The organism is Streptomyces sp. NBRC 110028 (assembly GCF_001417735.1).
GTDB lineage: Bacteria > Actinomycetota > Actinomycetes > Streptomycetales > Streptomycetaceae > Streptomyces.
In genome coordinates this window covers 21,742-36,287 of the sequence record NZ_BBUZ01000030.1, presented here as the reverse complement: position 1 = coordinate 36,287, position 14,546 = coordinate 21,742, and the positions used below count along the sequence as shown (strand labels likewise).

Annotated in this window: 13 protein-coding genes; 9 read left to right on the top strand and 4 right to left on the bottom strand. The window is 71.2% G+C overall.

Annotated elements, in window-relative coordinates:
- Positions 1 to 210: 210 nt before the first annotated feature.
- From ASC60_RS22090 to gndA, 3 genes are all read left to right on the top strand, one after another.
- Positions 211 to 591 (top strand): peptidase inhibitor family I36 protein, encoded by a 381-nt coding sequence (locus ASC60_RS22090; protein WP_055553644.1) that lies wholly within the window; start codon positions 211 to 213, stop codon positions 589 to 591.
- Positions 592 to 682: 91 nt separating this feature from the next.
- Positions 683 to 1,672, top strand: a complete 990-nt coding sequence (locus ASC60_RS22085; protein ID WP_159043298.1) for a hypothetical protein — start codon at positions 683 to 685, stop codon at positions 1,670 to 1,672.
- A 263-nt stretch (positions 1,673 to 1,935) separates the two neighbouring features.
- The gene (gndA, locus tag ASC60_RS22080; protein WP_055553640.1) at positions 1,936 to 3,390 is read left to right on the top strand and encodes an NADP-dependent phosphogluconate dehydrogenase; all 1,455 of its coding nucleotides are present in this window, start codon (positions 1,936 to 1,938) and stop codon (positions 3,388 to 3,390) included.
- Between the two features lie 50 nt (positions 3,391 to 3,440).
- On the opposite strand, the gene ASC60_RS22075 is transcribed toward gndA, so the two are convergent.
- Positions 3,441 to 4,802 (bottom strand): MFS transporter, encoded by a 1,362-nt coding sequence (locus ASC60_RS22075; protein WP_055553638.1) that lies wholly within the window; start codon positions 4,800 to 4,802, stop codon positions 3,441 to 3,443.
- Between the two features lie 80 nt (positions 4,803 to 4,882).
- Positions 4,883 to 6,034, bottom strand: a complete 1,152-nt coding sequence (locus tag ASC60_RS22070; RefSeq protein ID WP_055553636.1) for an XdhC/CoxI family protein — start codon at positions 6,032 to 6,034, stop codon at positions 4,883 to 4,885.
- A 50-nt stretch (positions 6,035 to 6,084) separates the two neighbouring features.
- Between ASC60_RS22070 and ASC60_RS22065 the strand changes: the two genes are divergently transcribed.
- The 5 genes from ASC60_RS22065 (at position 6,085) to ASC60_RS22045 (ending at position 11,584) form a co-directional block, all read left to right on the top strand.
- Positions 6,085 to 6,681 carry a (2Fe-2S)-binding protein gene (locus tag ASC60_RS22065; protein ID WP_055553634.1) on the top strand — a complete coding sequence of 199 codons (597 nt, stop codon included), beginning with the start codon at positions 6,085 to 6,087 and terminating at the stop codon, positions 6,679 to 6,681.
- Positions 6,678 to 7,679 carry a xanthine dehydrogenase family protein subunit M gene (locus ASC60_RS22060; protein ID WP_055553632.1) on the top strand — a complete coding sequence of 334 codons (1,002 nt, stop codon included), beginning with the start codon at positions 6,678 to 6,680 and terminating at the stop codon, positions 7,677 to 7,679. The genes ASC60_RS22065 and ASC60_RS22060 overlap by 4 nt, the downstream gene beginning before the upstream one ends.
- Positions 7,676 to 9,850 (top strand): xanthine dehydrogenase family protein molybdopterin-binding subunit, encoded by a 2,175-nt coding sequence (locus tag ASC60_RS22055; protein WP_055553630.1) that lies wholly within the window; start codon positions 7,676 to 7,678, stop codon positions 9,848 to 9,850. The genes ASC60_RS22060 and ASC60_RS22055 overlap by 4 nt, the downstream gene beginning before the upstream one ends.
- Positions 9,851 to 9,860: 10 nt before the next feature.
- Positions 9,861 to 10,490 (top strand): TetR/AcrR family transcriptional regulator, encoded by a 630-nt coding sequence (locus tag ASC60_RS22050; protein ID WP_055553628.1) that lies wholly within the window; start codon positions 9,861 to 9,863, stop codon positions 10,488 to 10,490.
- Between the two features lie 194 nt (positions 10,491 to 10,684).
- On the top strand, positions 10,685 to 11,584 hold the full coding sequence (locus ASC60_RS22045; RefSeq protein WP_055553626.1) for a lysozyme: 900 nt from the start codon (positions 10,685 to 10,687) through the stop codon (positions 11,582 to 11,584).
- 40 nt (positions 11,585 to 11,624) lie between these two features.
- On the opposite strand, the gene ASC60_RS22040 is transcribed toward ASC60_RS22045, so the two are convergent.
- Together ASC60_RS22040 and ASC60_RS43045 are read right to left on the bottom strand one after the other, a co-directional pair.
- Positions 11,625 to 12,227, bottom strand: coding sequence for a hypothetical protein (locus tag ASC60_RS22040; protein WP_055553624.1), 603 nt, complete (start codon positions 12,225 to 12,227; stop codon positions 11,625 to 11,627).
- Positions 12,228 to 12,253: 26 nt separating this feature from the next.
- Positions 12,254 to 12,913: an acyltransferase gene (locus ASC60_RS43045; protein WP_234357070.1), complete on the bottom strand. Its 660-nt coding sequence runs from the start codon at positions 12,911 to 12,913 to the stop codon at positions 12,254 to 12,256.
- Positions 12,914 to 13,359: 446 nt separating this feature from the next.
- On the opposite strand from ASC60_RS43045, the gene ASC60_RS22030 reads away from it, so the two are divergent.
- Positions 13,360 to 14,535, top strand: coding sequence for an FAD-dependent monooxygenase (locus ASC60_RS22030; protein ID WP_055553620.1), 1,176 nt, complete (start codon positions 13,360 to 13,362; stop codon positions 14,533 to 14,535).
- Positions 14,536 to 14,546: the final 11 nt, after the last annotated feature.

Here is a 14,546-nt window from a genome sequence, read left to right as displayed (position 1 = left end):
AACCAGCCACGATTCCGAAAGTCCGATCGCGAGACTTTCCGCGCTACCGGACAGGTCATGGGAAGCGGCAGTGACCAGGACAAAGACCTTCGAAGGAGAACGTCAGTTCGGTGACACCTGAATTCACTGAGCTTTTATGCACGAGCGGTTGCCTGTTGCTGTGCTCGAAATCCGGCACTGGCGTCACGATCCCGAAGGAGTGCATGCACCGTGAAAATCAATTTCCGCGCCGCCGCCTCAGCGGCCGCCCTGGCCCTGGCGACCGTGGGTGGTGTTGCCGTATCCGGACCGGCAACCGCCGCGACCGCGTCCCCGCAGGCCCAGCAGTGCGTCTCGGGCTACTACTGCGTCTGGTCCTTGTACAACTACGAGGGCACCCGCTACATCTACAAGGACACCAACCGCAGCTGGCGGGACTTCGGCTCGTGGCACAACGACGAGTCGTCGTGGAACTCCGGCACCTCCGGCATGGGCGTCTACCTCATCGGCGACGGCGGCCGGACCCTCGGCTGCCTGCCCAAGGGACACGGCTGGTCGCACCACAACCCCGCCAACCGGGGCGAAGGAAACATCTGGACCTGGAACTGCTGAAGACGCGTCAACAGGCGGCCACCGGCCGTCCCGGTCCCGCGCTGTCGCCCAAGACAGCGCGGGCTCCCGCCCCCGCTGTGGAGGTTCCCCCGTGTCCGCACGTCACCCGCGCTCGCCCTGGTCAAAAGCGTCACTGGGCGCGGCGTGTTCGGCTCTCGCCCTGTTGCTCACCACTGCCTGCACCGCTGACCGCGGCGATGCGCCGATCACCGCCTCCAGCACGTCGGCTCCGGCGGCGACGAAGGATCTGGACCGGTTACGGGGCGCCCCGACGACACGCAAGCGGCTGTTCGAGGCGCAGGAACACGCCATCGCCGCTTGTATGGCCCGGCGCGGATGGCACTATCAGCCGGTGTCATGGCATCCGGCGGACGGCGACGCCGCGGCGGCACGGGGACTTGACCGCGGCGACGACATACCGCTCCACCGCCGGTTCGGTTACGGCGTTACCACCGTACGTACGGCGAAGCCGACCGACCCCAACGCGGCCTACGCCGCGTCCCTGTCCCGCCGGCGCCAGGAGCGCTACTCCGCGGCTCTCTTCGGTACTCCGGCGCACCGTCTCGACGCCCGTCTGCCCTCCGGGGAGGTCACCTTCGTCTACACCGACGGCTGCACCGCCCAGGCGGAGAAGCGGCTCTACGGAGACCTCAAGAAGTGGCTGATCGCCAACACCACCGTGGTGAATCTGCCCGCAGAGGTGGACAATCGCGTGCGAGCAGCACGTGAGCTCACAGCCACCGTGAAGCCCTGGAGCGACTGTATGTCCTCGCACGGTTTCCGGTTCAGCTCCCCCGACGACGCGAGGAATCGGATCGCCCGCGCGGCGAGCAGGCAGCAGACGATGTCCCGCACCCGCGTCGAGCGGCTGCACCACCGGGAGGTCTCCCAAGCGGTCGCCGACGCCACATGTGATCGCGCGGTGGGACGCTCCCGCGTGGCGCGCTCGCTCATCGGCAGGGAGGGTCGCCGGATCATGGAGGACCGGGCTCCTGAGATCAGTGCCTATCGAGCATTGGTAGGCCGGGCACTGGCCACCATCGCCGACCGGGAACAGGGAACGCTGAGCACCGGCTCGTAGCCGCCGCTTCCGCCATTCGGGTCCAGTGGCCCACAGCACACCCGTCGCGCCACCTTGTGGATACGCCACAAGGTGGCGCCTCGCGCAAGTGGGAGAAACCTGACACACTCCGGCCGCTTTCTTCGGACACGCATCCACGCGCCGAGCACATCGTGTAACTATGACCGGGCGAAACCCGGCTGACCGAGCGGGAGGGACCCCCGCCCCCTGGTCGTTGCTGCTCGCATAAGATTTCGACGCGCGTGACAGGAGTGGAACACCGTATGCCCAGCCCGTCCACCACCCAGCCCACCGCCCAGATCGGCGTCACCGGACTCGCTGTCATGGGCAGCAACCTCGCCCGCAACTTCGCCCGGCACGGGCACACCGTCGCCCTCCACAACCGCACGTCTGCCAAGACCAAGGCCCTGATCGAGGAGCACGGCCACGAGGGTGACTTCGTCGCCACCGAGACCGCCGCGGAATTCGTCGCCGCCCTCCAGCGGCCGCGGCGGCTGGTCATCATGGTCAAGGCGGGGGCGCCCACCGACGCCGTCATCGAGGAATTCGCACCCCTCCTCGAAGAGGGCGACGTGATCATCGACGGGGGCAACGCACACTTCGAGGACACCCGGCGCCGGGAGAAGGCGCTGCGCGAGCGCGGGCTGCACTTCGTCGGCACCGGCATCTCCGGCGGCGAGGAGGGCGCCCTCAACGGGCCCAGCATCATGCCCGGCGGTTCGGTGGAATCCTACAAGTCGCTCGGCCCGCTGCTGGAGAGCATCTCCGCCAAGGTGGACGGCACGCCGTGCTGCACCCACATCGGCCCGGACGGCGCCGGACACTTCGTGAAGATGGTCCACAACGGCATCGAGTACGCGGACATGCAGCTCATCGCGGAGTCGTACGACCTGCTGCGCCGCGCCCTGGGGCTCACGCCGGGCGAGATCGCGGAGGTGTTCCGCACCTGGAACGGCGGTCGGCTGGAGTCGTATCTGATCGAGATCACCGCCGAGGTGCTGGCGCACACCGATGCCGCGACGGGCAAGCCGTTCGTGGACGTGGTACTGGACCAGGCCGAGCAGAAGGGCACCGGCCGCTGGACCGTGCAGACCGCACTGGACCTGGGCGTTCCGGTGAGCGGTATCGCAGAGGCGGTGTTCGCGCGCTCGCTGTCGGGCCACGCCGATGTGCGGGACGCCGCGCAGGGGCTGCCCGGGCCCGCCGCCGAGCGGCTCACGGGCGAGGCGGCGGAGCGGTTCGCCGATGAGGTCGAGCAGGCCCTGTACGCGTCGAAGATCGTGGCGTACGCGCAGGGCATCCACCAGATCCAGGCGGGCAGCCAGGAGTACGGCTGGGACATCGACCCCGGTGCGGTGGCCCGCATCTGGCGCGGCGGCTGCATCATCCGGGCCCGCTTCCTGAACCGGATCACCGAGGCGTACGGCAAGGAGCACAAGCCGGTCACGCTGCTGGCCGACGACTACTTCTCGCAGGCGCTGGGCGAGGCGCAGGACGCCTGGCGGCGGGTGGTGTCCACCTCCGTCGAGCTGGGCGTCCCGGCGCCGGGCTTCTCGGCGGCGCTGGCGTACTACGACGCGCTGCGCTCGGAGCGGCTGCCCGCGGCGCTGGTGCAGGGGCAGCGGGACTTCTTCGGCGCCCACACCTACCGGCGCACCGACCGCGACGGTTCGTTCCACACCTACTGGGGTCAGGACCGCGACGAGCGCGGCGCCTGAGACCGGGCGGCCCCGCGCGCGCCCGTCCGTGGGCGCGCGCGGGGCGGCCCTCAGGCCGTGTAGCGCCGGAAGCCGGGCACCGCGACGGCCAGGCCGAGCATCAGCACGGCGACCAGCAGCCCACCCGCGGCGACCGCGGTGCGCGGCCCGAGGAGGGAGCCCGCCGTGCCGTGCAGCAGATCGGCGATGCGCGGGCCGCCCGCCACCACGACGGTGAACACGCCCTGCATCCGGCCGCGCATGTGGTCGGTGGCCGCGGACTGGAGGATCGCGCCGCGGAACACCATGGACACCATGTCGGCCACGCCGGCGACGGCGAGGAACGCGGCCGCCCACCACAGGCTGGAGCTGAGGCCGACGCCGCTGATGGCCAGGCCCCAGGCCACCACGGCGACGATGACCATGAGGCCGTGGCGGCGGGCCCGTGAGAAGGTGCCCGACAGCAGCCCGCCGGCCACCGCCCCGAGCGGGATCGCGGCGAAGAGCAGGCCGAGCGCGAAGCCCTCGCCCCAGGGCGCGTAGGTGTGCGAGGCGAGCTGGGGGAACAGCGCCCGGGGCATGCCGAAGACCATGGCGATGATGTCCGCGAGGAAGGACAGCAGCAGCACCCGGTGGGCGGTGATGTAGCGGAACCCGTCGGCCACATCGCGCCATCCGGCCCGCGACCTCCCGTCCGGCTCGCCCTCCCGCACGGAGGACTCGCGCACGGACGACGACAGAGGTGGCAGGGCGGGAAGCCGCCAGACGGCCCACAGCGTGGCGCAGAGCGCGACGGCGTCGGCCAGGTAGAGGGCGGGCAGGCCGACGACGGGTATCAGCGCGCCCGCCAGCAGCGGGCCGACGATCATGCCCGTCTGGGCGACGGTGGACTGCAGGGCGCCCGCGGCGGGCAGCTCATGGGCGGGGACGAGCCGGGCGATGGAGGCGTTGCGGGCCGGGGAGTTCATCCCGAAGAACCCCTGCTGGGCGGCGAGCAGCACGATCAGCAGCGCCACCGAGTCGAGACCGGCGAAGGACTGCGCCCAGAACAGCAGCGAGGTGACGGCGATCCCCACGTTGGTGACCAGCATCAGGGTGCGCCGGTCCATCCGGTCGGCCACCACGCCGCCCCACAGCCCGAACACCACGAGCGGCACGAGTCCGGCGAAACTCGCATAACCGACCCAGGCCGAGGAGTCGGTGATGTCGTAGATCTGCTTGGGCACGGCGACGGCGGTCAGCTGACTGCCGACGGCGGTGACGGTGGTGGAGGTCCACAGCCGGCGGAAGGGGCGGTGGCGCAGCGGCCGGGTGTCCATGACCCAGCGGCGCCAGCCGGTCTTCGGCGGGGCGGCCGTGCCCTCGGGCGGGTCGGCGATCGGGTCGCCCTGGCGTGGTTCTCCGGTGTCGTCCGTACTACGTGCGGTTTCCACGGCTGTTGTGGTCTCCTCCTGTGCCCGCTTCGGTCGTCGGACCATGATGGCGGTCCGCGGCCGGGGGCCGTGTGCCCGTCTCAGCCCTCGGCCGCCGGGCGCACCGAATGGGGCCCGTGGATGCGGCCGGTGAGCGAGGTCAGCCGGGCGCCGCTGCCGTCCCAGCGATCGGCGATGATCTCGGCGGCGATGCTGACCGCGGTCTCCTCGGGGGTCCGGGCGCCGAGGTCCAGGCCGATCGGGGAGGCGAGCCGGGCCAGCCGGTCCTCACCGATCCCGGTGTCGCGCAGCCGGCGCAGCCGGTCCTCGTGGGTGCGCCGGGAGCCCATGGCGCCGACGTACGCCAGCGGCAGCCGCAGCGCCTCCTCCAGCAGCGGCACGTCGAACTTCGGGTCGTGGGTGAGGACGCACACCACGGTCCGCTCGTCCACCCGGCCCGCCTCGGCCTCGGTGCGCAGATAGCGGTGCGGCCAGTCGGCCACCACCTCGTGGGCCTCGGGGAAGCGGCGCTTCGTCGCGAAGACGGGCCGCGCGTCGCAGACGGTGACGTGGTAGCCGAGGTACCCGCCGATACGGGCCATGGCCGCCGCGAAGTCGACGGCGCCGAAGACCAGCATCCGTGGCGGTGCGGCGTGCGCCGACACGAACAGGGTCAACTCCTCGTCGGTGCGGACACCGTCGTAGCCGTAGCGCAGGGTGCCGGTGCGCCCGCCCGCCAGCAGTCCGCGCGCGTCCTCGGCGACCGCCGCGTCCAGCCGCGGCGAGCCCAGCGAGCCGGTGGCGGTGTCCGGCCGGACCACCAGCCGCCGGCCGAGCCGCCCGGCCGGGTCGGGGCCGGCGACGGCCACGCAGATGACCTCGGCCACCGGTTCGCTTTTCCGCACCGCCGCGGCCACCTCGTCGTATTCGGGGAAGGCGGCGCGGTCGACGCGCTCCACGAAGACGTCGATGACTCCCCCGCAGGTCAGGCCGACCGCGAAGGCGTCGTCATCGCTGACCCCGTAGCGCTCGAGGACCGGTGTGCCGCTTGCGGTGACCTCCTGGGCCAGTTCGTAGACCGCGCCCTCCACACACCCTCCGGAGACGCTGCCGACGGCGGACCCGTCGGGTCCGACCAGCATGCTCGTGCCCGGTGGCAGCGGTGAGGAGTGCCAGGTGGCGACCACCGTCGCCCGGGCGAAGGTCTCACCGGCGCGCCACCATCGGTGCATCTCCGCTTCGACGTCTCGCATGGTTCCTCATTCTCCTCGCCAGGAATGTAAGAGGTTGATACATTCAATGTATGAGCCTCTCACATCGCTCTCCGAGTAGCGACATCAGTTTGCGGATCAACGGCACGACCCACGGCTTGACCATCGACAACCGGACGACACTGCTCGACGTGCTGCGCGAGCGCGTTGGTCTCACGGGCACCAAGAAGGGCTGTGACCACGGGCAATGCGGCGCCTGCACGGTGCTGATGGACGGCGAGCGGGTGAACAGCTGCCTGATGTTCGCGGTGGCGGCCGAGGGGCGGGAGATCGTCTCGATCGAGGGGGTCGCGGATCTGGCCGGCGGCGCCGGGCTGCACCCGGTGCAGCAGGCGTTCCTCGACCATGACGGTCTCCAGTGCGGCTACTGCACGCCGGGCCAGATCTGCTCGGCGATCGGGGCGCTCGGCGAGGCCCGGCGAGGCTGGCCGAGCCATGTCACCGAGGACACCGCCGTCGGAGTGCCGGGCGCCGCGGGGCTGGACGAGGCGGAGGTGCGCGAGCGCATGAGCGGCAATCTGTGCCGCTGCGGCGCCTACGGCGGGATCGTGGACGCCATCATGGAGGCGGCCGGTGCCGAGGGCGCCGAGGGCACCCGGTCGGCGAGCGCGACCGGAGGCGTGCGGTGAAGGAGTTCGCCTACGCCCGTGCGGGCGATGCCGCCGAGGCGGCCGCACTGATGACCGAGCGGCCCGACGCCACGTATCTGGGCGGCGGGACCAATCTCGTGGACCTGATGAAGCTCGGGGTGGCGGACCCGGGGCTGCTGATCGACGTGTCCCGGCTGCCGTACGACCGGATCGAGCACCGCGCCGACGGTTCGGCGCTGATCGGCGCCACCGTGCGCAACGGCGACCTGGCGGGCGACCCGGGCGTCCGGGAGCGCTTCCCGCTGCTGGCACAGGCGCTGCTGGCGGGCGCCTCCGGGCAGTTGCGGACGGTGGCCACGGTGGGTGGCAATCTGCTGCAGCGCACCCGCTGCGTGTACTTCCAGGACGTGTCCAAGCCGTGCAACAAGCGTGAACCGGGCTCGGGTTGTCCGGCCATCGGGGGCGCGCACCGCGACCTGGCCGTGCTGGGCACCTCCGACCACTGTGTGGCCTCCCATCCCTCCGACATGGCGGTGGCGCTCGTCGCGCTGGACGCGGTGGCGCATCTGCGATCGGTGGACGGCGCCACACGCACCGTCCCGGTCGAGGAGCTGTACCGGCTGCCCGGTGACACTCCGCACCGGGAGACCGTGCTCGGCCACGGGGACCTCATCACCGCCATCGAGCTGCCCCCTCCCCCGGGCGGCGCCGCCATGCGGTACCGCAAGGTGCGCGACCGCTGGTCGTACGCTTTCGCGCTGGTGAGCGTGGCGGCCTCGGTGTCGGTGGCGGAGGACGGCACGCTCACGGACGTGGCGGTCGCGCTCGGCGGCGTGGCGCCGCGCCCGTGGCGCGCCCGGATCGCCGAGGAGCGGCTGCGCGGCGCCCTGCCGGACGAGGACACGCTGCGCGAGGCGGCCCGCGCCGAACTGGCGCGGGCGCGCCCGCTGCCGGACAACGCGTTCAAGGTGGACCTGGCCACCGATCTCATCGTCGCGGTCATCCGCGATCTCGTCGTGAGGAAGGACCGCGCATGACCACCGCGACCACCACCCGGCAGACCGTCGGCGCGCCGATGACCCGGATCGACGGCCTCGACAAGGTCACCGGCGCGGCGTGCTACGCGTATGAGTTCCCGACGCCCGACGTGGGCTATGTGTGGCCGGTGCAGGCCACCATCGCCCGCGGCCGGGTGACGGCGGTCGACGGCGCCCCGGCGCTGGCCCTGCCCGGTGTGCTGGCGGTGCTGGACTCCGGCAACGCCCCCCGGCTGAACACGGAGGCACCGGCGAGCCCCGATCTGTTCGTGCTGCAATCCCCCGAGGTGGCGTACCACGGCCAGATCGTGGCCGCGGTGGTGGCCACGTCGCTGGAGGCGGCGCGCGAGGGCGCGGCGGCGGTGCGGGTGAGCTACGAGCAGGAGCCGCACGATGTGCTGCTGCGCTTCGACGACGAGCGGGCCCGTGTCGCCGAGCAGGTGACCGACGGCAGCCCCGGGTTCGTCGAGCGCGGTGACACCGAGGGTGCGCTGGCGGCCGCGCCGGTGCGGACCGAGGCCGTGTACACCACCCCGGTGGAGCACACCAGCCCGATGGAGCCGCATGCCGCCATCGCCGTCTGGGACGGGGACCGGCTGACGCTGTACAACTCCGATCAGGGCCCGTTCATGTCCTCCCAGCTGCTGGCGGCGGTGTTCGGGCTCGAAGAGGGCGCGGTGGAGGTCGTCGCGGAGTACGTCGGCGGCGGTTTCGGCTCCAAGGGCATTCCGCGCTCCCCCGCCGTGCTGGCGGGGCTCGCCGCGAAGCACCTCGACCGGCCGGTGAAGATCGCGCTGACCCGGCAGCAGATGTTCCAGCTGATCCCCTACCGGGCGCCCACCATCCAGCGGATCCGGCTGGGTGCCGAGCGCGACGGGCGGCTGACCGCGATCGACCACGAGGTGGTGCAGCAGTGCTCCGCGATGGTGGACTTCGCGGACCAGACGGGGAGCTCGACGCGGATGATGTACGGCGCGCCCCATGTCCGTACGACGGTCAAGGTGGCGCCGCTCGATGTGCTCACCCCGGCGTGGTTCCGCGCGCCCGGCCACACTCCGGGCATGTTCGCGCTGGAGTCGGCCATGGACGAGCTGGCCACCGAGCTGGAGATCGACCCCGTCGAGCTGCGGATCCGCAATGACACCGGTGTCGACCCCGACAGCGGCAAGCCCTTCAGCAGCCGCGGTCTGGTGGAGTGTCTGCGGGAGGGCGCCGCGCGCTTCGACTGGGCGCTGCGCGATCCGAAGCCCGGCATCCGGCGCGAGGGGCGCTGGCTGGTGGGCACCGGCGTGGCCTCCGCGCACCACCCGGACTATGTGTTCCCCTCCTCGGCGACGGCGCGGGCCGAGGCCGACGGGACGTTCACGGTACGGGTCGGCGCCGTCGACATCGGGACCGGCGGGCGCACCGCGCTGACCCAGCTGGCGGCGGACGCCCTCGACGTCCCGGTCGAGCGGCTGCGGCTGGAGATCGGGCGCGCCTCGCTCGGCATGGCGCCGTTCGCGGGCGGTTCGATGGGCACGGCCTCCTGGGGCTGGGCGGTGGACAAGGCCTGCCGTGCGCTGCTGGCGGAGCTGGACAACCACGGCGGCGCGGTCCCGGACGGGGGGCTGGAGGCGCGGGCCGACACCATCAAGGACGTGGAACTGCGGGCCTCGCTCTCCCGCCACTCCTTCGGCGCCCACTTCGCGCGGGTCCGGGTGGACACCGACACCGGCGAGGTCCGTGTCGACCGGATGCTGGGCGTGTTCGCCGCGGGGCGGATCGTCAATCCGAAGACGGCCCGTTCGCAGTTCCTGGGCGCCATGACCATGGGTCTGTCGATGGCGCTGCTGGAGATCGGCGAGGTCGATCCGGTCTTCGGCGACTTCGCCAACCACGACTTCGCGGGCTACCACGTGGCGGCCAGCGCCGATGTCCCGAAGCTGGAGGCGGTCTGGCTGGACGAGCGGGACGACACTCCCAATCCGGTGCGCGGCAAGGGCATCGGCGAGCTGGGCATCGTGGGCGCGGCGGCGGCGATCGCCAACGCCTTCCACCATGCGACCGGGCAGCGGGTGCGCGATCTGCCGATCCGCGTGGACCGCTCGCGCGAGGCTCTGGCGGCGGCGCACGCCCGAGCGCGGAAGCGCGCGCCGGGGGCGGCTGAGCAGGGGAAACCGGTCGGGTAGGGTCGCCCGGATGGCACCCACCGGCAAGGGGCGCGCCACGTACCACCACGGCGATCTCGCCGCCGCGCTGGTGCGGGTGACGCTGGAGATCGTCGACGAGGTCGGGGTGCGCGGTTTCTCCGTCGCGGAGGCCGCGCGCCGCACCCGCGTCAGCCCCGGCGCGCCCTACCGCCACTTCGCCGACCGCGACGCGCTGCTGGCGGCCGCCGCGCTGGAGGTCTCGCGGCGGCTGCGGGCCGGCTATCTGGAGGCGGTGGCCACGGTCGCCTCGCCGCAGGAGCGGCTGGCCACCCTGGCGGGCAGTATGGTGCGCGCGGCCGCCCGCTTCCGGGGCGGCTACGAACTCCTCTACGCCCCCGGTGTGCGCACCGCCCACCCCGAGGTGCTCACAGCCAAGCGGGAGTTCGTGGAACTGCTGCTGCCGAGCGCGTTCGAGGTGGTGTCGGAGGAGCGCGGGGCGGAGGAAGGGGCGGTGGCGCTGCTGGAGGCGTTGCATGCGCTGTCCCGCGGGTACGCCACCCTGCTGCTCGACGGCGTGTTCGGTGACCCGGACGAGGTGGTGGAGGATGTCGTCGCCCGGGCGACGCGGTCGGCGCGGGCCCTGGTCGCGGGGTATTCCACACCGCCCACGGACGGCTGATATCTCCGAAATTCCCCACCCGGCAGGGAAATTCAAGGTTTTCCGCTTTATGGCCGGCCATACCGTCGACAGTGGCGACGGCAACCGCGGCGCGGCCCCATGGAATTTCCGAAATCTCTTCCATATGTTTCATCTACGCGCGTACCTTCGGTGCGGACCGCTCTCCCCACGGAGCACCCATTCCGGAGGAACAGATGTCCTTAAAGGCCGGAAAGGGGCGTCACCGGGCCCCCTCGCGCTGGCGCTCGCCGCATGCCGTCGGCGGTCTGGGGGCCGCGGTCGGCGCCACCGTCCTCGCCACACTCGTCCCCGCGATGGCGTCGACGACCGACCCCGAAACCGGCTCCGCACCCAGCCGCGCCCGGTCCTCGCCCGTCCCGCACCCCGAGCGCGACTGGATGGGCTCGACCCTCTCCTCGCACGAGAAGGCCTCCTTGAAGGCGGCCCCGGCGGCCGCCCCCGACGCCGCGACAGTGGAAGGCGTCGACGTCAGCAACTACCAGGGCTCGGTCAACTGGACATCCCTTTGGAACAGACACGTCCGGTTCGCCTACGTCAAGGCCACCGAGAGCACGACGTACACGAACCCGGCCTTCTCCTCGCAATACAACGGCGCCTTCAAGAAAGGCATGATCCGCGGCGCTTACCACTTCGCCCTGCCGAACAAGTCCAGCGGCGCCGAGCAGGCGGACTTCTTCCTGCGCAACGGCGGCGCCTGGTCGGACGACGGCAAGACGCTGCCGCCCGTGGTGGACATGGAATACAACCCGTACGGCGCGCCCTGTTACGGCAAGACGAAAACTCAGATGGTCGGCTGGATCAAGGACTTCAGTGACCGGGTGAAGTCCGGCACCGGCCGCGATCCGGTGATCTACACGTCCACCGGCTGGTGGAAGTCCTGCACCGGCAACAGTGGCGCCTTCGCCTCGAAGAACCCGCTGTGGGTGGCGCGCTATGCCACCACACCGGGGGAGCTGCCGACGGGGTGGAAGACGCACACCATCTGGCAGTACACCTCCGCGGGGCCCGTGGTCGGTGACCACAACCGCTTCAACGGCAGCCTGGCCGCGCTGAAGGCGCTGGCCAAGGGGTAACCGGCCGCCCCGCCCCGATCCGGGGCGGGGAGGCGGGCGGTCAGCCGCCGAGTGCGCCGGTCAGGCCACCGACCACACCGTCCAGCGTGTTGCCGAGACCGTCCACCACATCACCGACCACGCCCTTCCCCTGACCATCGCCGTTCCCGGGCTGCCCGCTCGGAGTGCCGGGCGTGGCCGGGTCGCCGCCGGGTGTCCGGCTGGGCGACGGGGCGTCGGTGGGGGTCTGGTCGACACGCTGGTTGGGCGTGGTGGCCACATCGGTGTGCGCGGGCGTGGAGGGCGTCGCGCTCGGCGTGTGCGACGGGGTGGCCGCCGCGGAGGGCTCCACACCGCCACCGCCCGTACCGCCCGTACCGCCCGTGCGGTCGGCCCGGTCCGTCTGGTCCGCGAGCGGCCGCGGCTTCGCCGACTCGGACGGCGAAACTTGGCTGCCCGTGGGCTTGTCATCGGCCGTGGGCTCGATGTCCGGCATCTGCTCCTGAGACGCGTGGACGTCGGAACGGGCCTCGGTGGACTTGTCGCCCCCGACCGAGGAGTGCAGGCCGAAGGCTATGGTCCCGGCCACTCCGAGGGCCGCGGCCGCCTTGAGGGATGTGGCTCGGGCCTGCTGGGCAGGGGTGGGGCGGCTGTGTCGGCCCATATCGATGATGTCTCCCCGTTATCACGTCAAGAACAAGCCAGATGATAGTCACAGGTCCCCGGTGTGCGAAGGGCCGCACACCGGGGACAACCAGTGGCACACCGCCATTCACGGTGACACGGCGCTAGCGCGCCACTTCCGGATAGAAAGCCCCGCCACTGTCCCTTGGCGTCCTTCAGCCGCCCGAGCAGGCTCGCCGGGTACTCGATGACCCAGTAGCTCACCAGCGCCGCGGCCACCACCAGCACGATCAGCACGGCGAGCGGGAACCCCTGCTCGCCCGCGGGCGGCAGCAGTCCGGCCTCGTAGAGACCGAGCATGATGGGCTCGTGCCAGACGAAGAGGCTGTAGCCGGCCAGTCCGATCCCGGTGAGCCACCGGGCGGACAGCCACGCTTCCAAACGGCCCTGTGTCCGCACATGGAGCGTGGCGAACAGCAGCACGGTCCACAGCAGAGCGGAGGGCGGAGGGTGGAAAGTGGTGGCGAAGTCCTCGGGATCCGCACTGAGCGGCGACAGCGCGTACATCGCCACCAGCGGCGCCACCCGCAGCGGGATCGTGGCCTTCGGACCGAGCCGCCCGCGCTCCCCGAGGGCGACGGTCAGCACCGCGAGCCCCATGCCCGCCGCGAACCCGCCGAAGCGGGCCTGCGGCCCGAAGTACACCGGCCATTCGGTGTGCGGCACCTCGAACCCGTAGTGCGCGACAGCGACCAGGTCGGGCCGATGGTGTAGAAGATCTGTTCCTTGTCGAGCACCTGGGTGAAGGTGAGATGCCGCAGCAGGTCCGGCCAGTCTCCGGGCAGCGACGGATTGCGGGTCGCCCAGACGAACGAGATGGCCAGGAAGTACAGCGGCACGATGCGGATGGCGCGCCGGAAGAGAACACCCTGGCGGGTTCCGTCGGGCCGCCGTCGATCGCGGCCGCGCGTACGACAGGGTCAGCAGATACACGGACAGCGCGAAGAAGAAGTCGATGACCTCCAGCGAGACGAGCGCGTTCGCGTAGGTGTTGGACACCGGCGGGTGCGGGCCTTGTCGGCGGCCTGTCGGTGCCGCGTAGGCGCGGTGTCGGTGGCGTCGCTCACTCTTGCTGGAAAGAACGGATTCGGGGAATCGAAAGGGAGTTCACGATGCGGAATATGAGAGTCCTGATTTCCGGCGCCAGTATCGGGGGACCGGCCCTGGCGTACTGGCTGGACCGGTACGGATGCCAGGTCACCGTGGTGGAGCGGGCCGCCCGGCTGCGGCCCGGTGGGCAGGCCATCGACGTCCGGGGCTCGGCGCTGGAGGTGTGCGAGCGCATGGGAGTCCTGGCGGAGATCCGCGCTCACAGCACCGGCCTGCGAGGGATGTCGACGGTCGACGACAACGGAAAGGAAGTGTTCAGCACTACCGAACGGACGGCGAGCGGCGGGCAGCTCGACCGCCCCGACGTCGAGATTCTCCGCGACGATCTGGCGACGATCCTCGTGGATGCCGGCGGAAAGAACATCGAATATCTCTTCGACGACTCGATCGCCGCACTCGTCCAGGGCCCTGATTCCGTGGCCATCACCTTCCGCAGCGGTACGTCGCGCACCTTCGATCTGGTGGTGGCCGCCGACGGAGTGCATTCGAGCACCCGAGGGCTGGTATTCGGCCCCGAGGAGAACTTCCTTCGTCCGCTGGGGAGTTATCTGGCGGTGTGGACCGTGCCGAACTATCTGGGCCTGGACCGCTGGCAGGTCGTCTACCCGATGACGGGCGGCGCGTGGGGCGGGATGGTGATGAGCGTCCGCGACAACACCGAGGCCCGGGTCTACGTCGGGTTCGGCTCGGACGAGCCGCCCGCCCAAGTCCTCGGCGACCGGACCCCCTCGGAGCACAAGCGGCTGGTGGCCGAGCGGTACGCGGGTGCGCGATGGGAGATGCCCCGGCTGCTGGAGTACATGTGGGGCGCGCCCGACTTCCACTTCGACGCGGTGGCCCAGATCCATATGGACACCTGGTCCCGCGACCGGGTGGCGCTGCTCGGCGACGCGGGCTACTGCGGTTCGCCCGCCTCCGGCCAGGGCACCTCCATGGCCCTGGTCGGCGCGTACGTCCTGGCGGGTGAGCTGAAGGCCGCGGGTGGTGACCACACCACGGCCTTCACCGCCTACGAGCGCGAGCTGCGCGACTTCGTGACCGCCAACCAGGAGATCGCCCTGGTCAACCAGGAGCGGATGGCAGCCGAGATCGCGGGGGACGGGACCGAACCGGGTCAGGACGAGTACACGGAGGACTTCTACCATCGGGTCGACTCGCTGGCCCTCAAGGACTACTGACTCTCAAGGGC

Bases quoted from the DNA above. Each gene is read 5' to 3' on its own strand.
- gndA (WP_055553640.1), top strand. From the start codon at position 1,936: ATGCCCAGCCCGTCCACCACCCAGCCCACCGCCCAGATCGGCGTCACC.
- ASC60_RS22070 (WP_055553636.1), bottom strand. From the start codon at position 6,034: ATGCGAGACGTCGAAGCGGAGATGCACCGATGGTGGCGCGCCGGTGAG.
- ASC60_RS22065 (WP_055553634.1), top strand. From the start codon at position 6,085: ATGAGCCTCTCACATCGCTCTCCGAGTAGCGACATCAGTTTGCGGATC.
- ASC60_RS22055 (WP_055553630.1), top strand. From the start codon at position 7,676: ATGACCACCGCGACCACCACCCGGCAGACCGTCGGCGCGCCGATGACC.
- ASC60_RS22050 (WP_055553628.1), top strand. From the start codon at position 9,861: ATGGCACCCACCGGCAAGGGGCGCGCCACGTACCACCACGGCGATCTC.
- ASC60_RS22045 (WP_055553626.1), top strand. From the start codon at position 10,685: ATGTCCTTAAAGGCCGGAAAGGGGCGTCACCGGGCCCCCTCGCGCTGG.
- ASC60_RS22040 (WP_055553624.1), bottom strand. From the start codon at position 12,227: ATGGGCCGACACAGCCGCCCCACCCCTGCCCAGCAGGCCCGAGCCACA.
- ASC60_RS22030 (WP_055553620.1), top strand. From the start codon at position 13,360: ATGCGGAATATGAGAGTCCTGATTTCCGGCGCCAGTATCGGGGGACCG.